This is a genomic window from Hydrogenophaga sp. (assembly GCF_030158645.1).
Classification (GTDB): domain Bacteria; phylum Pseudomonadota; class Gammaproteobacteria; order Burkholderiales; family Burkholderiaceae_C; genus Hydrogenophaga.
The window spans coordinates 1-19,745 of sequence record NZ_JAOASO010000085.1 but is presented as its reverse complement, the minus strand read 5'-3'; the positions used below and the strand labels follow the sequence as shown (position 1 = coordinate 19,745).

The window sequence follows — 19,745 nt, the reverse complement described above, 5'->3', positions numbered from 1 at the left end:
TCATTGCGTGCAACGGGTGCATGCAGATCGACGCACCCACACCGAACACCCGCGCCTGGGGCGATCCGCTGGCTTTGCTGCTCGCCTCCACCGGCGAGGGCGTCTTCGGCATCGATCTGGACGGCCTGTGCGTGTTCATCAACCACGCCGGCGCCCGCATGATCGGCTTCGAGCCCGGCGAGCTGCTGGGCTGCAACATGCACGACCTCACCCACCATTCGCACGCCGACGGCGCGCACTACCCGGTGGAAGACTGCCCGATCTTCAAGGCGTTTCTGGAGGGGCTGCCCTGTCGCATCGACACCGAGGTGTTCTGGCGCCGCGACGGCTCCAGCTTCCCGGTGGAGTACTCCAGCCACCCCATCATCGACGGCGGCGCGGTGCGCGGCGCGGTCGTGACCTTCGTCGACATCACCGAGCGCAAGCGCGCGGCCGACGCGCTGCAGCGCGCCAAGGACGAGCTGGAAGAGCGCGTTGGTGAGCGCACGCTCGCACTGGCCACCGCGCTCAAGCAGGTGCGCGAGCTGGCCGCACGGTCGGAGGCCGTGCGCGAGGAAGAGCGCACCCGCATCGCCCGCGAGGTGCACGATGAGCTCGGCAGCCTGCTGGTGGCGCTGAAGATGGACGTGAACTGGCTGGACAAGCGCCTCTCCGAGCAGGAGCAGCGCACGCAGGAAGCCGCGGGCGACATGCGCGAGCGCATGCGTTGCAAGTGCCAGAACATGAGCCGGCTGATCGAGAACGCGGTGGACAACGTGGGCCGCATCATCACCGACCTGCGCCCCAGCATCCTGGACCACCAGGGCCTGTGGGCCGCGCTCGAATGGCAGGCGCAGGAATTCGTGCAGTCGGCCGAGATGGCCCTGAACTGGTGCATGGAGGTGGACGACGCACCCGACCCGCCCGACCCCCTGGCCATGGGCGTGTTCCGCATCTTCCAGGAGATGTTGAGCAACGTGGGCCGGCACGCGCGCGCGCGCCATCTCGATGTGCGCATCGCCGTGCAGGCCGGGGTGCTGAGCCTTTCGGTGCGGGACGACGGCGTGGGTGCACCGGCCCAGGCCTTTGAAGCCGCCGATGCCTACGGGGTGATGGGCATGCGCGAACGTGCCCGCCATTTCGGCGGCGACATCCAGATCACCAGTGCACCAGGACAGGGCACGCTGATGCGCCTGTCGATCGAACTGCCTCTCCAGACACCCAGCGGAGCCCCTGCATGACCACCGTGTTCGACGTGTTGTCCGAAACCATCCGCGTGCTGATCGGCGACGACCACCGCATCGTGCGCGAAGGCCTGAAACAGATCCTGGCCGACGCGCCCGACGTGCAGGTGGTGGCCGAAGCGCAGAGCGGCGACGAGGTGCTGGCCAAGGTGCGCGCGCTCGGCGGGCTCGACGGCCTGGACCTGGTGCTGCTCGACATCGCCATGCCCGGGCTCGACGGGCTAGACGTGCTGCAGACCATCAAACGTGAGCACCCGCTGCTGCCGGTGCTCATGCTGAGCACCTACCCCGAAAAGCAGTACGCGGTGCGCTGCATCCGCCTGGGCGCGTGCGGGTACCTGAACAAGAGCGCCGACCCCGACGACATGCTCTACGCCGTGCGCAAGGCGGCGGGCGGCGGGGTGTTCCTCACGCAGGCCACGGCCGAGGCGCTGGCCGCCGCCGTGGGCAACGCCACCGCGCAGGCCGGGCCCGAAACCCTGTCGCACCGCGAGCACCAGGTCTACCGCCTGCTCACACAAGGCCAGACCGTGAGCGAAATTGGTGCACAGCTCGGCCTGGCGCCCAACACGGTCAGCACCTACCGGGCCCGCGTGCTCGAGAAAACCGGTACCAAGAACGACGTGGAGCTCGCGCTCTACGCCGAACGGCACCGCGCCAAGCCCTGATTCGCCGGTTTTGACCACCGCCGTGTAGGGCTGGCCCTACACAAGGTCGGCCAAGGCCCCGCGACTTGGCAAACACGGCGATCAACGGGTACCCCTGGCCCGTATCTGGCCCGGTGCTTGCAATGTCCACCTCGTCCATCAACTCACGAGGTGCGCGCCATGTCCGAATTCTTCGATCCCTACAACGCCGATCGTCCGCTCATGCTCAAGTGCAGCTGCGGACGCGACCACACGATCGCTGACCACCACGCCGAGGTGGCCGCGGACGGTGCGGCCATCGAGTTGCGCCGGCGCAGCGAGACCGCCGAGTTCGAGGCCTACAGCAACGAGTTCATCGAAGCCACGCTGGTCAAGGCGCTGTTCCCGCACGACGAGGTGCGTCGCCGCTTCCTGCGCGCGGTGGGCAAGGGCACGGCCATGGCGGCGATCGCCAGCGTGTTGCCGGTGGCCAGCCTGCAGGCCATGGCCCAGGAAAAACAGGGCTCGCTGGAGAAGACCAACCTGAAGATCGGCTTCATCCCGATCACCTGCGCCACGCCGCTCATCATGGCCGCGCCGCTGGGCTTCTACCAGAAGCAGGGCCTCAACGTCGAAGTCACCAAGACCGCGGGCTGGGCCCTGGTGCGCGACAAGATGATCAACAAGGAATACGACGCGTCGCATTTCCTCTCGCCGATGCCGCTGGCCATCAGCCTGGGCCTGGGCAGCAACGCCGTGCCGATGAACGTGGCGACCATCCAGAACATCAACGGCCAGGCCATCACGCTGGCGCTCAAGCACAAGAACAACCGCGACCCGAAGAACTGGAAGGGCTTCAAGTTCGGCATCCCGTTCGACTACTCGATCCACAACTTCCTGCTGCGCTACTACCTGGCCGAGAACGGCCTGAACCCGGACACCGACGTGCAGCTGCGCGTCATTCCGCCGGCCGAGATGGTGGCCAACCTGCGCGCCGGCAACATCGACGGTTTCCTCGGCCCGGATCCGTTCAACCAGCGCGCGGTGTTCGACGAAGTCGGGTTTATCCACGTGCTGACCCGCGACCTCTGGAACGGCCACCCCTGCTGCGCCTTCGGCACCAGCACCGAGTTCATCCAGAAGAACCCCAACACCTTCGCCGCGCTGTACCGCGCGGTGCTCACCTCGGCCGCCATGGCGCGCGACCCGAAGAACCGCGAACTGATCGCCAAGGTGATCGCGCCCAGCCAGTACCTCAACCAGCCCGAGGCCGTGCTCACGCAGGTGCTCACCGGCCGGTTTGCCGACGGCCTGGGCAAGATCCAGAACGTGCCCGAGCGCGCCGACTTCGACCCGATGCCGTGGCAGAGCATGGCCGTGTGGATGCTCACGCAGATGCAGCGCTGGGGCTACATCAAGGGCGACGTGGACTACAAGGCCGTGGCCGAGAAGGTGTTCCTGATCACCGACGCGCGCAAGCACATGAAGGACCTGGGCCAGCCGTTCGCCGCCGGCGGTGGCTACACCAAGCACACCATCATGGGCAAGGCGTTTGACGCTTCGAAGCCGGCTGAATACCTGAAGAGCTTCGCCATCAGCAAGGCCACCTGACCATGAAAGCCACCAGCCTCAACCTGCGCGCGGCCCTGGTCTCGCTGATCATCTTCTGCGTGTTCATCGGGGCGTGGCAGCTGTCCACCTCCGGCCCGAGCATCGGTGGTGCGTCCACCGGCATGACGGCCGAGCAGATCGAGTACGCCAAGATGATGGGCAAGGATCCCGGTGCCGAGAAAAGCTCCGGCTTCCCGCCGCCCATCGAGGTGGCGAAGGCCACCTGGGGGCATTTGTCCGACCCCTTCTACGACAAGGGTCCGAACGACAAGGGCATCGGCATCCAGCTCGCGCATTCGCTCGGCCGCGTGGGCCTGGGCTTTTTGCTCGCCATGGCGGTGGCCATTCCGCTGGGTTTCCTCATCGGCATGTCCCCGCTGATGCGCAAGGCGTTCGATCCCTTCGTGCAGGTGCTCAAGCCCATCAGCCCGCTGGCCTGGATGCCGCTGGCGCTCTACACGCTCAAAGACTCCGATGTGAGCGGCATCTTCGTGATCTTCATCTGCTCGGTGTGGCCCATGTTGATCAACACCGCGTTCGGCGTGTCCGCCGTCAAGCGCGAGTGGCTCAACGTGGCCAGCACGCTGGAAGTGAACCCGATCCGCAAGGCCTTCCAGGTGATCCTGCCGGCCGCGGCGCCCACCATCCTCACGGGCATGCGCATCAGCATGGGCATTGCGTGGCTGGTGATCGTGGCCGCCGAGATGCTGGTGGGCGGCACCGGCGTGGGCTACTTCGTCTGGAACGAGTGGAACAACCTCTCGCTCACCAACGTGATCTTTGCCGTGCTGTTGATCGGCGTGGTCGGCATGTTGCTCGACCTCATGTTTGCCCAGCTGCAGAAGGCGGTGACCTATGTGGAGTGACACCAGCGTGCGCGAAAGCCCCGTGGCCACCCAGCCCGCCGCACCGGCCCCAACGAAAGCCCCCAAGATGACCGGTTTCCTCCAGGTTGAAAAACTCGCCAAGGCCTTCCAGGCCGACAAGCCGGTGTTCGCCGACGTGTCCTTCGCCATCGACAAGGGCGAGTTCGTCTGCATCATCGGCCACAGCGGCTGCGGCAAGACCACCATCCTCAACGTGCTGGCGGGTCTGGACACCGCCAGCTCCGGCCACTGCTTCATGGACGGCCGCGAGATCGCTGGCCCCAGCCTGGAGCGCGGCGTGGTGTTCCAGAGCCACGCGCTCATGCCCTGGCTCACCGTGCGCCAGAACATCGCGTTCGCCGTGAAGTCGCGCTGGCCCGACTGGAGCCGCACGCAGATCAACGAACACGCCGAAAAGTTTGTGGCGCTGGTGGGTCTGTCGCCGGCCATCGACAAGAAGCCCAGCCAGCTCTCCGGCGGCATGAAGCAGCGCGTGGGCATCGCACGCGCCTTCGCCATCCAGCCCAAGATGCTGTTGCTCGACGAGCCCTTCGGCGCGCTCGATGCGCTCACGCGCGGGACCATCCAGGACGAGCTGATGGGCATCGTGCGCAAGACGCAGCAAACCGTTTTCATGATCACGCACGACGTGGACGAAGCCATCCTGCTGGCCGACCGGATCCTGCTCATGAGCAACGGAACCGAAACGCCGAACGGCTACAAGCCCGGCGGCATGGCCGAGGTGGTGGTGAACCCGCTGCCGCGCAGCCGCACACGCGCGCAACTCCATCACCTCGACGGTTACTACGACCTCCGAAACCACATTGTTGATTTCCTGGTGAGCCGCGCCAAGGCGCACTGACCCCATTTCCGTTTTCCTTTTTTCATCACAAGCAACGAGGCAACCATGAACCGACTCGACGTCACCGAAAAGATCATCTCCACCAAAGTCGCCAAAGGCATCAGCTGGGCCGACGTGGCCAAAAAAGTGGGCCAGTCCAAGGAATGGACCACGGCGCTGTGCCTGGGCCAGATGACGGCGTCCGCCGCCGAGGCCAAGGTGGTGGGCAAGATCTTCGGCCTGACCACCGAAGAGCAGAAGTGGCTGCAGGTCGTGCCCTACAAAGGCTCGCTGCCCACGCCCGTGCCCACCGACCCGCTGATCTACCGCTGGTACGAAATCGTCAGCGTCTACGGCACCACCATCAAGGAACTGATCCACGAGGAATTCGGCGACGGCATCATGAGCGCGATCGACTTCAGCATGGACATCCAGCGCCAGGCCGACCCCAAAGGCGACCGCGTGAACGTGGTGCTGTCCGGCAAATTCCTCCCGTACAAACAGTACTGATGGAGCCGCGCCCGCCGCTGCCGCCGTTCACGGCCGAGACCGCTGCGCAGAAGGTGCGCATGGCCGAGGACGCGTGGAATTCACGCGACCCCGACCGCGTGGTCAAGGTCTACACCGAGGACACGCGCTGGCGCAACCGCGCGGAGTTCCCGGTGGGCCGCGAGCAGGTGCACGCCTTCCTGGTGCGCAAGTGGGCGAAGGAACTGGAGTACCGCCTCATCAAGGAACTCTGGGCCTTCACCGACCACCGCATCGCGGTGCGCTTCGTCTACGAATGGCACGACGACTCGGGCCAGTGGTTCCGCTCGCACGGCAATGAGAACTGGCAGTTCACTGCCGAGGGCTACATGGAGCAGCGCCACGCCAGCATCAACGACCGGCCGATTGCGGCAGATGAACGCCTGTTCCATTGGCCGCTGGGTGCGCGACCACAGGACCATTCGGGCCTGACCGAACTCGGGCTGTGAGCACAAGGCGCCGGGTCAGGCGCGCAGGCTGTTGGTCCACGCACCCAACTGCGCCTTGAGCCAGTCGCGCAAGGCGCGTGCAGCGGGCGTGATCTGGCGCCGGCCCGGCAGCACCAGGTGCAGCGGCGCAGGCTCGCCGAGCCAGGCCGGGTTCACGCGCACCAGCTGGCCGGCGGCGAGTTCGGCCGACACATCGAGCCACGACTTGTGCGCCACGCCCAGCCCGGCCAGAGCCCAGCGCTTGACCACCTCACCGTCGTTGGTTGAACGGCTGCCGCGCACCGGCACGTCCACCCACTGGCCATCGATCTGCAGGCGCCACACCTTGGGCACTTCGCCGCCGAGCATGAAGCGCAAGGCTTCGTGCTCCACCAGGTCCTGCGCCTGCGTGGGCGCGCCGTGCCGCGCCAGGTAAGCCGGCGAGGCCACCAGCACGCGGTGGTTGTCGGGCATCAGCGGCAAGGCCACATGCACCGAGTCGGCGGGTGTGCCATAGCGGATCGCAATGTCCACCGGCACGCGCATCAAATCGGCGTTGTGGTCGGACAGGTGCAGGCGCAGCGCCAGTTGCGGGTGGCGCTGCTGAAACGTCTCCAGCCACGGCAACAGCACATGGCGACCGAGGTCGGACGGCATGGAAATCTGCAGCTCGCCCCGCAGGGCCAGGCGGTGCGGCTGGGCTGCCGCGCGCGCCTCGCCCATGGCCTGCAGTGCCTGGCGCACATGAGGCATCAGGCGCTCGCCCTCGGCTGAGAGGCGCAGGCTGCGCGTGCTGCGCACGAACACGGCCACACCCCACTCGGCTTCCAGCCGCTTGAGCGCCGCGCTGGCGGCGGCGGGCGACCAGTCCAGCGCCAGGGCGGCGGCGGTGAGACTGCCCAGGTCGGCAATGTGGGTGATGAGTTCCAGGTCGGCCAGGCGCGTCATCGTTCGATTTTCATTGAAACTGATTCGCCCCTGCGGGGCTTCAACCGGCGCGACCCTGCGCGCACACTGCCGGTCATTCATTGACCACCCGGAAGCCCTCCATGAAAGCCATTGCCTACCAGCAAGCCCTGCCCATCACCGATCCGCTGTCGCTGCAAGACGTGGACTTGCCCGAGCCCGCACCCGGCCCGCGCGACCTGCTGGTGGAGGTCCAGGCCATCGCCGTCAACCCGGTGGACACCAAGATGCGCCTGCGCTCCGTGCCGGCCGAGGGCCAGTGGGCCGTGCTGGGCTGGGACGCCGTGGGCACGGTGCGCGCGGTGGGCGCGCAGGTCACGATGTTCAAGCCCGGCGACCGCGTCTGGTACGCCGGTGCCATCAACCGCCCCGGCGCCAATGCCCAGCGGCACCTGGTGGACGAGCGCATCGCCGCGCTGGCGCCGAGCTCGCTGTCGGACGCCGACGCCGCCGCGCTGCCGCTGACCGCCATCACCGCCTGGGAGATGCTGTTCGACCGCCTGCGCGTCTCGCGCGACACCGCGCCAACGGGTGACGCCCTGCTGGTGATCGGCGCCGCCGGCGGCGTGGGTTCGATCCTGGTGCAGCTGGCGCGCCGGCTCACGGGCCTGACCGTGATCGGCACCGCGTCGCGGCCCGAAACCGTGGAATGGGTGAAGGCGCTGGGCGCTCACCATGTGATCGACCACAGCCAGCCCCTCGCCGATGCGCTGAAGCAGGCCGGCCTGCCCGCGCCGCGCTACGTGGTGAGCCTGACCCACACCGAACACCACTTCGCGCAGATCGTCGAGCTGATCGCGCCGCAAGGCCAGCTCGGCCTGATCGACGACCCGGTGCCCGGCAGCATCGACATCCTGGCGCTCAAGCGCAAGGCCTTGTCGCTGCACTGGGAGCTGATGTTCACCCGCTCCCTGTTCGAGACACCCGACATGGTCGAGCAGCACCAGCTGCTGACCGAGGTGGCGCGCCGGGTGGACGCGGGCGAGTTGCGCACCACGGTGGGCGAACACCTGGGCACGATCAACGCCGCCAACCTGCGGCGTGCCCACGCGCTGCTCGAGAGCGGCAAGGCGCGCGGCAAGATCGTGCTGGAAGGGTTCTGACCGGCGCAGGCGGTGGCGGCACGCGATGTGCTTTGATACCGCATGCCCACCACCCCCTTGATCCGCCTCACCCACTCCTGGCTCGACGACGGCCATGCGCTTGTGGCCGGGTCGCTGTTTGTGGCGCTGGGCATGACCATGTTCGCCCACGCGGGCCTGCTCACGGGCGGCGTGGCGGGCGTGGCGTTTCTGGTGAGCTACGCCACCGGTCTCAACCTGGCGCTGTGCTTCTTTGTGTTCAGCCTGCCGTTCTTCTGGCTCTCGTGGACGCGGCTGGGCGTGGAGTTCACGCTCAAGAGCCTGGCGGCGGTGACGCTGGTGTCGCTGTGCACCGCCTTGGCGCCGCGCGTGGTGCGGTTTGAACTGCTCAACCCCTGGGTGGCCTCGGTGCTCGGCGGCTTTCTCATCGGCTTCGGCCTGCTGGCCTTGCTGCGCCACCAGGCCAGCGTGGGTGGCGTGAACATCGTGGCGCAGTGGCTGCAGCAGACCCGCGGCCTGCGCGCCGGCACCATCCAGATGTCGGTGGACGTTCTGGTGGTGCTCACCGCGTTCGCGGTGGTGCCGCCCGAGCGCGTGCTGCAGTCGGTGGTGGGTGCGGTCGCCATCGGCGCCATCCTCACCTTGAACCACCGGCCGGGGCGCTATCTGGGGGTGTGAGTCGACGAATCCCGGGGAATCAGCGCACGGGCGACTTGGTAACCAGGATCACGCCGGGCAGTCCTTCGAAATGGGCGTCGCAGGTGAGCAACTCGGCACCTTGTTGTACCGCCGTGGCGTACACGATGGCATCGGCCGTGGCCAGCTTGTGTTGGCGGTGCAGATCGGCGGCCAGCAGCGCGGTGGCGGTGTCCAGCGGTGCCACCTGGCACTTCATCGTGTAAGCGATCACCTGATCAGCCTGCGATTCACCGAGTTCGCGCCACAACCATTTGGACAGCTCCAGCTGCACGATGGTCGGTACGACACACAGGTCTTTGTCAGGAATTTCCTTGGCGAGCCTTTTGCCGACCGGCGAGGCGATCAGCCATTCGATCCACGCCGAGGTGTCGACCACCCGCAAAGACGCCGCCATCAGTAGCGGTCCTTGCGATCCCGGTAACCCGCCGCGTTCGCGCCTTTGGCGATGCCGGCAAGTTCTTTGAGCTCTGGGACCGGCATCACCAGCACGCCCTTGTCCTTGGGAATGAACACAAACTCCTGGCCCGCCTCCCAGTGCAGTTCGTCGCGAACCGCCTTGGGAATCGAGATCTGGAATTTGCTGGACAGGGTGGCGGTGGCAGACATGTCTGGCTCCTGATGGATCGATTGATGAATGGTAAGAATACACCAAACGTCGTCAACATGCCGTTGGTCTACCCCGGCAGCGGAATCCACTCCTGGTTGTCGTCGGGTGGCAGCGCAAAACGCCCCGCTGCCCAGTCGGCCTTGGCCTGTTCGATGCGCTCCTTGCGCGAGGACACGAAGTTCCAGAACACGTGGCGCTCGCCCAGCGGCTCGCCGCCAAAGACCATGAGCGTGCTCTGGGTGCGCGCGGTGATCACGGCGTCGGTGTCGTTGCCGAACACCAGCAGCTGGCCGGGCACATAGGTTTCGCCGGCATGTTCGATCTCGCCGCGCGCCACGTACACGGCCTGCTCGCTGTACCCCCCGGGCAGGGCCAGGCTTGCACCCGCCTGCCACTCGGTGTGCAGGTAAAACAGCGGCGAATGCGTCTTCACCGGGCTGATCATGCCGTAGGCCGAGCCTGCGATCACGCGCATCCAGACGCCGCCTTGGTCGCGCACCGGCAGGTCGGCGGAAGGGTAGTGGGTGAAGGCCGGGTCGGTTTCTTCATCGGCTTCGGGCAGGGCCACCCAGAGCTGCATGAGTTCGAGCCCGCCGCCTTGGAACGAGTCGGGGTGCGTGAAGCGCTCCGAATGTGAGATGCCGCGCCCGGCGGTCATCCAGTTCACGTCGCCGGGGTTGATGAGCTGGTGCACCCCCAGGCTGTCGCGGTGGTGGATCTGGCCGCTGAGCAAATAACTCACGGTCGACAAGCCGATGTGCGGGTGCGGGCGCACATCGGCGGCGTGCGTGTCCTCGGGGGCGATGGTCACCGGCCCGGCGTGGTCGACAAAGATCCAGGGGCCGACCATGCGGCGCTTGGCATAGGGCAGCACACGCCGAACCTTGAGGCCGTGGCCCAGGTCGGCGGCACGCGCGGTGATGACCATTTCAAACATTTTCTTTTCCTTGTGGTGATGCGGAGTTCTGTCCCAAGGCACCCGCGGAACCGGCTTTGCCGGGCCGCCAGGTGCGCCCCCCTTGGGGGGTGACGCCGCAGGCGGCGCGGGGGGTCACACCTCCGCCGTGATGCGGCCCATCTTGCCGCTTTGAAAGTCCGTGAAGGCCTGGTGGATCTCGGCCTCGGTGTTCATCACGAACGGACCATAGCCCACCACGGGCTCGTCGATCGGCTCACCGCTCAGCCAGAGCACGGTGCTGTCTTCCAGCACCTCCAGCGTCACGCCCTCGCCGTCGCGCGAGAACACGGGCAGGTTGGCCGCCACCACTTCCTTTCCGTCGGACAGGCGCAAGCGCCCGCGCAGCACCAGCGGTGCCGTGGTGTGGCCCGCCGCGGCCGGCAGGGTCACGGTGTGGCCGGCCTTCAGGCGCAGGTCCCACACCTGCATGGGCGTGAAGGTGTGGGCCGGGCCTTTTGCACCGAGCAGCTCACCCGCGATGATGCGGGCCGTGCCGGCACCCACCCCGTTCATGTCCGGCAAAGCCACCTCGGGAATCTGCTCACGGGTAATGCCCTGGTAACCCGGCGCGGCCATCTTGTCGCGCGCCGGCAGGTTCACCCACAGCTGCACCATCTCGAACGGGCCGCCGGTTTTGGCAAAGCGCTCACCGTGGTATTCCTCGTGCACGATGCCGCTGGCCGCCGTCATCCACTGCACCTCACCCGGGCCGATGGTGCCGCCGCCGCCGCTGGAGTCGCGGTGCGAGACCTCGCCGTCGTACACGATGGTCACGGTCTCGAAGCCGCGGTGCGGGTGCTGGCCCACGCCGCGCTGTTTCGTGGTGGGTTCGAAGCGCGTGGGGCCGCCGTAGTCGAGCATGAGAAACGGCGAGAAGCGCTCGGGCCGGTCGTTGTACGAAAACATGCTGCGCACCGGAAAGCCGTCGCCGACCCAATGGCCGCCGGCGCTGCGCTGGATGAAAGAAACGGTTTTCATGGGGGTGTTCTCCTGTTGAAGGGTCACTGTACCGGGCCTGCCCCGTGCTGATAAGTCGGTAAGATCACAAATCATTTTTCAATGAGCTGAACAATCCAATGAACCCGCAGAACCCCGACCTCAACGACACGCTGGTGTTCGTGCGCGTGGCGCAGGCGGGCGGCTTCAGCGCGGCGGCGCGGCTCATGGGCATGCCCACGTCCACACTGAGCGTGCGCGTTTCCCGGCTGGAGCAGCGCCTGGGTGTGACGCTGCTGCAGCGCACGACGCGCCGCCTGCACCTGACCGAAGCGGGCCAGACCTACCTGGCGCAGGCCGCGCGCGGGCTCGAAGACATCCTGCAGGCCGAGGCGCAGCTCGATGCCGGCAAACACGAAGCGCAGGGCCTGCTGCGCATCACGTTGCCCATCGACATGGGCGACGACCAATTGCTCAACATCCTGAACGGCTACCGCGCGCGCCACCCGGGTGTGGCGGTGGAGCTGGTGTTTTCCGACGCCCGGCTCGACCTCGTGGCGCAGGGCCTGGACCTCGCGCTGCGCGCCGGCGAGCTGGCCGACTCGAGCCTGGTGGCGCGCCAGATCGGCCAGGCGCGCTGGGCACCGTTTGCCCACCCCGACTACCTCGCGCGCGCACCGGCGCTGCGCACACCCAAAGACCTCACGCAACACGCCACGCTGTGCTTCAGCCCGCTGGGGCGCGACAGCTGGACGCTCACACGCGGCAAGACCCGCGCACAGGTGCCGTTGCGCTGCGCCTTCGCCGCCAACGACATGCGGCTCATCCGCCAGCTCGCACTCGACGGCCAGGGCGTGGCGCTGCTGCCCGACTACGTGTGCCGCCGCGAGGTCGACCACGGGCACCTGGTGCCGCTGCTGCCGGGCTGGCACGCGCGCACCGACCCGATCCACCTCGTGTACCCGGGCCAGCGCTTCGTGCCCGCCAAGCTGCGGCATTTCATCGACGAGGCCGGGCCTGCGTTGTCCGCCCTGTTCGAGCGCTGAGCGCTAAGCTTCACCCCCCCATGCGCATCGAACACCTCCGCCAACGCTTGACAGCCCTGGGCGCCAACCCGCGCCACACCCAGCGCGTGCTGCGCCTGTGGTCGCAGGCCTTGCCGCAGGACAGTGGGCGGCGCGAGCTGTCGCACTTTTTGCCGGCCACGCTGGTGGCCGCGCTGCCCGAGGTGGCCGACCAGCTCGCGGGCCTGGCGGTGCTGCAGTCCGAGCACCCGGGCGAAGACGGCTCGGCGCGCCTGCTGGTGGCGCTGGCCGACGGCCAGACGGTGGAGAGCGTGCTGCTGCCGCGCGACGGCCTGTGCGTGTCCACGCAGGTGGGCTGCGCGGTCGGTTGCGTGTTCTGCATGACCGGCCAGGGCGGTCTCATTCGCCAGGTGGGCAGCGCCGAGATCGTGGCGCAGGTGGTGCTGGCCCGCACGCTGCGACCGGTGAAGAAGGTGGTGTTCATGGGCATGGGCGAGCCCGCGCACAACCTGGACAACGTGATGGAGGCCATCGACCTGCTGGGCACCGTGGGCAACATCGGCCACAAGCAACTGGTGTTCTCCACCGTGGGCGATCCGCGCGTGTTCGAGGCCTTGCCGCTGGCCCGTGTGAAGCCGGCGCTGGCGCTCTCGCTGCACACCACCAAGGCCGACCTGCGCGAACAGCTGCTGCCCCGCGCCCCGCGCATGACGCCCGAGGAGCTGGTGGAGGCCGGCGAGCGCTACGCGCGCGCCACCGGGTATCCCATCCAGTACCAGTGGACGCTGCTGGCCGGCATCAACGACGGCGACGACGAGATCGAGGGCATCGTGCGTTTGCTGCACGGCAAACACGCCATCCTCAACATGATTCCGTACAACACGGTGGACGATCTGCCCTACCGGCGCCCGAGCTGGGAGCAGGCCGCAGACATCGCGCGCCGCCTGCACCGCCGCGGCATCCTCACCAAGCTGCGGCAGTCGGCCGGGCAGGACGTGGAGGGCGGCTGTGGGCAGTTGCGGGCGCGGGCCGGGAAGCCCGCGCGGCGCGTGATTCCGCTGCGCCCACAAGCCGCCGACGCCTGATGGTGCTCAAAACCCGCTGAAGCCACCCTCTTCACCGGGGGCGTGCCGGGCGAACACCACCTGCGTGCAGGGCCCCTCGCGCGTCGAGGCCATGCGCCGCAGGTGCCGACGCCACGCCGGTCCGGTCGCGTTGCCGGTACCGGGCGCCCGCAGGGGCGGGCGCGTTTCGTCGTCGAACACCACGGCGCGCGGCAGGCGCGCGAGGCATTCCAGCACTTCCAGGCGCCCGTCGGTGATGGCGATCACCCCGTCGCTCATGGGCTGGCGCACGAACTGCGCACCGCTGCAGACGCTGGCGCACACGAAGCCGTACACCTCGTTTCGGCGGTGGTCGGGAATGAGCAGCTCGGCCTGCCGCACCAGACCGGCGGTGCCGAAATTGCGAGCGCCGTGCGCCCCGGGCACCGGCTCCCCGCAGAACGCGTCGAAGAGGCGTTCGCGCGCAGCGGCGTGGTGGGCCACGGCCACGAAGTGGTTCGTGAAGCGCGGGTCGTCGCGTCCGGCGGCAAGGGCATCGTTGCGGTTGAGCAGCTGCCAGAGCATCAGGGCCAGCAGCACGCGCATGGGGTCGATGCCGGGCGGCAACGCCACCCGGTGCACCGGCCGCACGCGCGCGGGCGCGTTGCCGTGCAGCGCCTCGTGCCTGGCGATCGTTTGCAGAATCATCCGGCGCTGTTCCTCGTGAAAACCGGGGCCGGTGCGATCGCGCGGCGACCGCGGATCAAACCACCAGCGCATCAGCTCTGCGGTGGTGGGCGTGACGTTTTGCGACACGACGGGCTGCATGTTGTCCTCCCTGAGCATGTGGTCTTGGGTGAAAGATTCAATCAACAAGTGAATTCAGCATACAACACGATGTTGATTGAAGACGCGACCGAAAACTAGCGTTCGGTCCATGGAACACAAGCTCGAATTCGCCCAACGCCTGCGCGATGCCATGGCGGGCGCCGGGCTGGAGCCCCGTCCGGGGGTGCTGTTGAACCTGTTCAATGCCCATTACTGGGGGCGTTCGGTGTCGTTCCAGGCGGTGTCGCGCTGGTTGCGCGGCGAGGCCATTCCCGCGCAAGACAAGCTGCTGGTGCTGGCGGAGATCCTGCGGGTGGAGCCCGAGGTGCTGCGTTTCGGCCAGGCGGTGCGCCACCGCGTGCAGGAGCACCGCAAACGCTGGGACGAGGGCGTGGGTTTCCAGGAGCGCGAAGTGTTCGAGGCCTTCCTCAGCCTGCCGGCGCCGCAGCGCAAGCTGGTGAGGGAGGTGATACTGGCGCTGGTGCAGGTGCAGGCGGAGCGCCGGGAATGACCCCGTGCCGTCAATGCAAGGTCAACGGCCGTGACGTCGTCTTGACCCGCACCACCGCCGCGCGCGGCTCGTAGGGCGCCGGGGTGGCGCCGCAGATGTCGGCAGCGATGGCCCGGGCCTGGCGGGCGATGGGTTCGATGAAGCGGCTGGGTTGGCCGTTGATGGCGATGCAGTCGCCCATGGCGTGGATGTGCTCGACGCTGGTCTTCAGGTTCGCCGGGTCCACCGCGATGCCGTTGTCCCACTTCAGGTCGGCGCTCTGCGCCAGGCGCGGCGGTGTGGCCAGGCCGGCGGCGGCGATCACCTGGTCGGCCGCGAAGCGCTGGCCGCAGGCGGTGGTGATGCGGTAGCGGCCCGCCACCTGCTCCAGCTGCGCCACCTGCACACCGCCCACGAAGCGGATGGCCAGGTCTTTCCATGCGTCGAGCAATTGACTGCCCGCGCCCTCGGCGCTCCAGCGCGCCAGCGGCTCGGTCTGCACGTCCAGCAGCGTGATGCGGTGGCCGCCGAGTGCGAGGTCGTTGGCCAGCTCGCTGCCGATCAGGCCGGCACCGACGATGGCCACGTCTTTCGGTGTGTCGCCGAGTGCGGAGCGCAGCTTCTGGTACGCCGCGAGGTGGTTGATGCGCCAGCACATCGCGGCGGGCAGCGTGGGGGGTAGCGCGGCCTGCGCGCCGTGGGCCAGCACCAGCCGGTCGTAGCGCAGCACGCCGCGCGTGGTGCGCAGCTGCTGCGTGTCGGTGCAGATGCGCACGGCGTGGGTGTGGCCGAGCAGGCGCACGTTCAGGCGGGCGGCCGCGGCGGCACCGCTTTCCTTGACCATGGCCTCCAGCGCGGTGCTGCGCGCCATGGCGATGGACAGCAGGGGCTTGTCGTACACATCACCGGCGCAGGCCGTGACCACGGTGATGGGCAGCGTGGCGTCGAGCGCGCGCAGCGCCTCGGCCATCTGCCAGCCGGCACGCCCGGCACCGACGATGAGCACGCCCGCCGCGCCGCGCGTGGCCACCGGCGTGCTGGTTTGAAGGCCGGCGCGCAAGGCGTCGAGGCTGGGGGGTGTGTACGGTGTGAAGTCGGCCTTGGTCACGCCGCAGAGCGGGCAGGCCCAGTCGTCGGGGATGTCGGCGTAGCGCGTGCCGGGGGCCAGGCCACCGTCGGGGTCCCCGTCGGCTTCGTTGTAGATGTAGCCGCAGGCGTCGCAAATGTATTGCTGCCACGGCGCCAGGGCCTGCACGGTGGCGTCTGGTGAGGGCTTCGACAAGCTCAGCCCGAACGGTGGGGTGTTCATGCCGGCATCACCTCGGCGGAGAGCCGCGCGATTTCCTTGCGCAGGTGTTTGATGGCGGGTGTGACGATGGCCACAAAGTGCGATTCGCGCACGCGGCGCTGCACGGCCGAGCTCATGAGGTAGCCGCGTGCGCCCTGGTGCAACAGGGCCGACTGCGCGGCGCGCAACGACAGTTCAGCGCCGTGGGCGCGGGCGTCGAGCACGTCGATGAAAAACTCCACCGAGGCGTTGTAGGGCGTCTCGGCCAGCTTCATCACGCGCGCGGTGAGCGCGTCCAGCTCGGCCTGCAGCGCGTCGGGCCGGTCTTCCAGAAACTGGTTCACATGACCCAGCTGCGCTTCGACCTCCCAGATGGAGTCGATGGCGCCTTGCGTCACGCCCACCGCCATGCCGCACTGGAGCATGACGAAGGCCGCGCGGATGCGGGCAATGAAGGGTTTGGCGGCGTCGGCGATCACGTCGTCGGCGCCGATGAAATGGTCTTTGAGGCGCAGGGCGTAGGTGCCCGTGCCTTCCATGGCCGAGAAGCTCGGGCATTCGCGCAGCTCCACGCCGGGCGCGTCGCAGCGCAGCAGAAACATCACCTCACGGCCGATGTGCTCGTCGCCGTTCACCACCGCCGCAATGGCGCCGCAGGCGTGGTCGGGCCCGAGGTTGCTCACCCAGGGCAGCGAACCGTTGACGAGGTAGCCACCTTCGACCGGCGTGGCCTTGAGCAGCAGGCTTTCGATCTGCGCGTAGCTCTTCATGGGGTTGGACAGCGCGGTGCCGCCCAGCGTGTCGCCGCGCACATGGGCCATCAACGCCTCGCCGTTCAGCGCGGGGTTGCCCGACTGCTGCATGTACAGGCCGCACACGGCCTGGCACCACATCATGAAGCCGGTGGCGCCGCACACGCGCGAGGCCTCGGCCATGGCGCGGATCGAGAGGCCGAAATCACCGGGGCCGGCGTCGCCGTCCAGGTGGGCGCTCATGGCGCCCAGCGCGGCGAGCTGCTGCAGCTCTGCGCGCGGGTAGTAGCCGGTGCGGTCGATGGACTCGACCACCGCCGCCAACGGGCCCTGCGCCACCTCGCGCACCGCGGCCAGCAGCGCGTGGGCCGGTGTTTCGTGGGTCAACTCGGGGGGCAGGTCATTCGGGTTCATTCAAGCTCCAACATGTGGGTGAGCCCTTCGACAGGCTCAGGGCGAACGGAGGGGGTGGGTTAGGACGAGCGTACAAATCCCGTTCGGGCTGAGCTTGTCGAAGCCTTCAGGCCAGCGCGATCTCGAACGGGATCGGGTTGCGCATGCTGTTGGCCACCGGCGAGTAGAAGTTGGCGTGCTTGACGATCTCGTCGAGCACCTCGCGCGGCGCATCGCCCTCCACCACCACCTTCACGCGGATCGCCTGGAAGCCCATCTCGGCCGGCAGCTTCTCCAGCGCGCCACCGGCGCCCCAGGCTGCGGGGTTGCCGATGTCGCCTTCCATGAAGACCTCGAGCTTGCTGAGCTTCACGCCCTTCCAGGTGGCCACCGCCGTGATGCCCACCGCGAGACACCCGCCCAGGCCCGACAGCACGATCTCGCCGGGCGCCGGGGCCGTGTCTTCGCCAAACAGGTGTAGCGGCTCGTCCACCACCACCGGGGCGTGGTTGCCCACGGTGGAGAGCGAACGGTACTGCCCCTCCATGACGGTGTGGACCTTGTTGGTGCCACGGCTGGCGGGGTTGGCCTTGCCCTTGGCGGCGAAGGCCGCGAGGCCCTCGCTGTCGATAGGGCGCAGGTACGCCTTGACGGTGGTCACAGGCTCGAGCGTGTCGGTAGCGGACATGGTGTCTCCAGGTGTTCAGGAATCGGGGAAAAGGAAAGGCTCAGGCGGCCAGCGCCAGCGCAGGCTTCTTGGTGGACTTGGCCACCGGCAGACCGGTCTCGATCGGCAGGCTCTCGTCGCGCGACCACTCGTTCCACGAGCCGAAGTACATGCGCACATCAGAGAAGCCGGCCTGCTTGAGCGCCAGGAAGGTGTTGGACGCGCGCGCGCCCTTGAAGCAGTAGAGGTAAATCGTGTCGTCGGTGGTGATGCCGGCGGTGGCGCACTCGGCCTTCACTTCGTCGGGCGTCTTGAACACCGGGCCTTGGGCCGAGGGCTTCATGAAGCGGTACCACTCCAGCCACTTGGCGCCCGGCAGGCGGCCTTTGCGCGGCGCGAAGTCCTTGCCGTAAGGCGACGACGATTCGCCGATCCACTCGTCGATGTCGCGCACGTCGAGCAACACGGTGTCGGTGCCCAGCGCGGCCTTCACCTCTTCCTGCGTGAGCATCACGTCGGCGGTGGGCAGGTCGCTCGGGAAGGTCACGGGCGTGGGCGCCACGGCCGTGGTGGAGATGGGCAGGCCCGCGGATTTCCAGGCGCTGAAGCCGCCGTTGAGCACCTTGATCTTGGGGTAGCCCAGCCAGGTGAGCAGGTAGTAGCCGCGGCACGACTGGCCGTAGCCGCTGTTCATCGCGTCTTCGTAAAACACCGCCGTTTCTTTGCCCGACAAACCGGCCGCGCCCAGCGCTTCGGCAAACGTGGCCTTGAGCGCCTGCAAGCCTTCGGGCGAGGAGGTGGCCAGGTAGGTGAACACTTCGCGCAGGTTCACGGCACCGGGAATGTGACCGGCGGCAAAGGTGTCCGCGTCACGCGTGTCGATGACCACGACGGGTTCGGACGACTGCAGCGCAGCAAGCTGGGCGGGGGCGATCAGGGTGGCTTCAATGCTCATGGAGACCTCGCGGAAGTGGCGGAAGGCGGGATTGCCTGAGGTCTCTAGCGCAACCAACGTGCCAGGGCGGCAAGCGGGTGTGTCAACGCTGGAAGGGCGTTGAATTTGTTGGGTTTATGGGGGTTGGGGGGAAGAAGGCGCTGGCGGTGGGCGGCGCCTGGGCACGCCACTGTGTCGACACATTGTCGACACAGTGTTCGTGAGGTTCACGGGCGCTGCTTGAGCGGCACGGGTGGCACACACGAGTTCACCGCCTCGTCCGAACACGCCACCTTGCCCTCCAGGCGGTACCAGTGCGCTTCGGCCTGGCCCACACACAAGCGGTTGGCCAGTTGCCGCCCGCTCTGGTCGAAGACGCGAACGCCCGCCGTGGGTTGCGACGGTGCCTCGTACTCCGAGAACACCTCGTAGACAGCGGCGGGTGTCTGCATGGTCAGCCACGTCCTGTCGACGCCCGCCCGAAAGTAGTGGTAGTGGCGAAACGCATCGGGATGCGCGATCCCCGGGTCGGCCAGCTCCAGTTCCGTTTTCTGCTTTGTTCCGAACCGGTAGCTCAGCCCGGCGTCGCCCGAACAAACAGACACCCACTGGCCACCTTTCGTGTGGCAGGCAAACACCACCGCCTCAGACGGCTGACACAGGGACGGCCCGGCCCAAACCAAGGACGGGACGATCAGCATCGCGGCGCACATCAGCAGCTTCATGGCGTGGCCAAGGGTGGGTGGTCTTGCGATGGATGCTATCGAGTTGGGGTGATGCCTGAACACGTTGATCGCAGAACATGATTACCCTGCAACCGCCATTCGAAGACAAGCTTGGGTGGAGCGGAGGCTTTTCAGTGCTGACACCGACTTTGGTGGTGGACTTTCAGTTTCCGCTATGCAGCGATGGACTAAACCGCTTTCGCGGTAATCGCTCCGGCAGCATCGTGGT

Annotated in this window: 23 protein-coding genes; 12 read left to right on the top strand and 11 right to left on the bottom strand. The window is 67.6% G+C overall.

Going from position 1 to position 19,745, the window contains the following annotated elements:
* Positions 1-20 precede the first annotated feature (20 nt).
* The 7 genes from Q1W68_RS08315 (at position 21) to Q1W68_RS08285 (ending at position 6,144) form a co-directional block, all read left to right on the top strand.
* Positions 21-1,220: a PAS domain-containing sensor histidine kinase gene (locus Q1W68_RS08315; RefSeq protein WP_300716125.1), complete on the top strand. Its 1,200-nt coding sequence runs from the start codon at positions 21-23 to the stop codon at positions 1,218-1,220.
* The gene (locus Q1W68_RS08310; protein WP_300716123.1) at positions 1,217-1,891 is read left to right on the top strand and encodes a response regulator transcription factor; all 675 of its coding nucleotides are present in this window, start codon (positions 1,217-1,219) and stop codon (positions 1,889-1,891) included. Before Q1W68_RS08315 ends, Q1W68_RS08310 begins: the two co-directional genes overlap by 4 nt.
* A gap of 159 nt (positions 1,892-2,050) precedes the next feature.
* Positions 2,051-3,460: a CmpA/NrtA family ABC transporter substrate-binding protein gene (locus Q1W68_RS08305; protein WP_300716121.1), complete on the top strand. Its 1,410-nt coding sequence runs from the start codon at positions 2,051-2,053 to the stop codon at positions 3,458-3,460.
* Positions 3,461-3,462: 2 nt separating this feature from the next.
* Positions 3,463-4,326 (top strand): nitrate ABC transporter permease, encoded by an 864-nt coding sequence (ntrB, locus tag Q1W68_RS08300; protein WP_300653703.1) that lies wholly within the window; start codon positions 3,463-3,465, stop codon positions 4,324-4,326.
* A gap of 67 nt (positions 4,327-4,393) precedes the next feature.
* Positions 4,394-5,188 carry an ABC transporter ATP-binding protein gene (locus Q1W68_RS08295; RefSeq protein WP_300716257.1) on the top strand — a complete coding sequence of 265 codons (795 nt, stop codon included), beginning with the start codon at positions 4,394-4,396 and terminating at the stop codon, positions 5,186-5,188.
* A 45-nt stretch (positions 5,189-5,233) separates the two neighbouring features.
* Positions 5,234-5,677: a cyanase gene (gene cynS / locus Q1W68_RS08290; RefSeq protein ID WP_300653708.1), complete on the top strand. Its 444-nt coding sequence runs from the start codon at positions 5,234-5,236 to the stop codon at positions 5,675-5,677.
* The gene (locus Q1W68_RS08285; RefSeq protein WP_300716118.1) at positions 5,677-6,144 is read left to right on the top strand and encodes a nuclear transport factor 2 family protein; all 468 of its coding nucleotides are present in this window, start codon (positions 5,677-5,679) and stop codon (positions 6,142-6,144) included. Before cynS ends, Q1W68_RS08285 begins: the two co-directional genes overlap by 1 nt.
* A gap of 15 nt (positions 6,145-6,159) precedes the next feature.
* Here Q1W68_RS08285 and Q1W68_RS08280 read toward each other — a convergent pair whose 3' ends face one another.
* Positions 6,160-7,071: a LysR family transcriptional regulator gene (locus Q1W68_RS08280; RefSeq protein ID WP_300716116.1), complete on the bottom strand. Its 912-nt coding sequence runs from the start codon at positions 7,069-7,071 to the stop codon at positions 6,160-6,162.
* Positions 7,072-7,172: 101 nt separating this feature from the next.
* Between Q1W68_RS08280 and Q1W68_RS08275 the strand changes: the two genes are divergently transcribed.
* Entirely contained in the window at positions 7,173-8,192 is a 1,020-nt protein-coding gene (locus Q1W68_RS08275; RefSeq protein ID WP_300716113.1) for a zinc-binding alcohol dehydrogenase family protein, read from the top strand.
* Positions 8,193-8,234: 42 nt separating this feature from the next.
* Entirely contained in the window at positions 8,235-8,849 is a 615-nt protein-coding gene (locus tag Q1W68_RS08270; protein ID WP_300653718.1) for a YitT family protein, read from the top strand.
* A gap of 19 nt (positions 8,850-8,868) precedes the next feature.
* On the opposite strand, the gene Q1W68_RS08265 is transcribed toward Q1W68_RS08270, so the two are convergent.
* The 4 genes from Q1W68_RS08265 to Q1W68_RS08250 form a co-directional block, all read right to left on the bottom strand.
* Positions 8,869-9,264, bottom strand: a complete 396-nt coding sequence (locus Q1W68_RS08265; RefSeq protein ID WP_300653720.1) for a type II toxin-antitoxin system VapC family toxin — start codon at positions 9,262-9,264, stop codon at positions 8,869-8,871.
* Positions 9,264-9,476: an AbrB/MazE/SpoVT family DNA-binding domain-containing protein gene (locus tag Q1W68_RS08260; protein ID WP_300653723.1), complete on the bottom strand. Its 213-nt coding sequence runs from the start codon at positions 9,474-9,476 to the stop codon at positions 9,264-9,266. The genes Q1W68_RS08265 and Q1W68_RS08260 overlap by 1 nt, the downstream gene beginning before the upstream one ends.
* A 68-nt stretch (positions 9,477-9,544) precedes the next feature.
* A complete protein-coding gene (locus Q1W68_RS08255; protein ID WP_300653726.1) occupies positions 9,545-10,414 on the bottom strand; it encodes a pirin family protein in 870 nt (289 codons plus the stop codon).
* A 114-nt stretch (positions 10,415-10,528) separates the two neighbouring features.
* The gene (locus tag Q1W68_RS08250) at positions 10,529-11,413 is read right to left on the bottom strand and encodes a pirin family protein (protein ID WP_300716110.1); all 885 of its coding nucleotides are present in this window, start codon (positions 11,411-11,413) and stop codon (positions 10,529-10,531) included.
* A gap of 98 nt (positions 11,414-11,511) precedes the next feature.
* Here Q1W68_RS08250 and Q1W68_RS08245 point away from each other — a divergent pair, with 98 nt between their 5' ends.
* Together Q1W68_RS08245 and Q1W68_RS08240 are read left to right on the top strand one after the other, a co-directional pair.
* Positions 11,512-12,417 (top strand): LysR family transcriptional regulator, encoded by a 906-nt coding sequence (locus Q1W68_RS08245; RefSeq protein ID WP_300653732.1) that lies wholly within the window; start codon positions 11,512-11,514, stop codon positions 12,415-12,417.
* A gap of 20 nt (positions 12,418-12,437) precedes the next feature.
* On the top strand, positions 12,438-13,481 hold the full coding sequence (locus Q1W68_RS08240; RefSeq protein ID WP_300661423.1) for an RNA methyltransferase: 1,044 nt from the start codon (positions 12,438-12,440) through the stop codon (positions 13,479-13,481).
* Between the two features lie 6 nt (positions 13,482-13,487).
* Here the strand turns inward: Q1W68_RS08240 and Q1W68_RS08235 are convergent, their stop codons facing one another.
* Complete coding sequence (locus Q1W68_RS08235; protein WP_300653736.1) at positions 13,488-14,267, bottom strand: hypothetical protein; 780 nt, start codon at positions 14,265-14,267, stop codon at positions 13,488-13,490.
* A 109-nt stretch (positions 14,268-14,376) separates the two neighbouring features.
* Here Q1W68_RS08235 and Q1W68_RS08230 point away from each other — a divergent pair, with 109 nt between their 5' ends.
* A complete protein-coding gene (locus tag Q1W68_RS08230; protein WP_300653739.1) occupies positions 14,377-14,778 on the top strand; it encodes a helix-turn-helix domain-containing protein in 402 nt (133 codons plus the stop codon).
* 10 nt (positions 14,779-14,788) lie between these two features.
* Here the strand turns inward: Q1W68_RS08230 and Q1W68_RS08225 are convergent, their stop codons facing one another.
* The 5 genes from Q1W68_RS08225 to Q1W68_RS08205 all read right to left on the bottom strand — a co-directional run bounded on the left by Q1W68_RS08225 (position 14,789) and on the right by Q1W68_RS08205 (position 19,516).
* The gene (locus Q1W68_RS08225; RefSeq protein ID WP_300716106.1) at positions 14,789-16,066 is read right to left on the bottom strand and encodes an FAD-dependent oxidoreductase; all 1,278 of its coding nucleotides are present in this window, start codon (positions 16,064-16,066) and stop codon (positions 14,789-14,791) included.
* Complete coding sequence (locus Q1W68_RS08220) at positions 16,063-17,211, bottom strand: acyl-CoA dehydrogenase family protein (RefSeq protein ID WP_300716104.1); 1,149 nt, start codon at positions 17,209-17,211, stop codon at positions 16,063-16,065. Before Q1W68_RS08220 ends, Q1W68_RS08225 begins: the two co-directional genes overlap by 4 nt.
* A 106-nt stretch (positions 17,212-17,317) precedes the next feature.
* Positions 17,318-17,878 (bottom strand): OsmC family protein, encoded by a 561-nt coding sequence (locus Q1W68_RS08215; protein WP_069048175.1) that lies wholly within the window; start codon positions 17,876-17,878, stop codon positions 17,318-17,320.
* A 40-nt stretch (positions 17,879-17,918) separates the two neighbouring features.
* Positions 17,919-18,812: a sulfurtransferase gene (locus tag Q1W68_RS08210; protein ID WP_300652935.1), complete on the bottom strand. Its 894-nt coding sequence runs from the start codon at positions 18,810-18,812 to the stop codon at positions 17,919-17,921.
* A 206-nt stretch (positions 18,813-19,018) separates the two neighbouring features.
* Positions 19,019-19,516: a hypothetical protein gene (locus Q1W68_RS08205; protein WP_300652937.1), complete on the bottom strand. Its 498-nt coding sequence runs from the start codon at positions 19,514-19,516 to the stop codon at positions 19,019-19,021.
* Between the last annotated feature and the right edge of the window lie 229 nt (positions 19,517-19,745).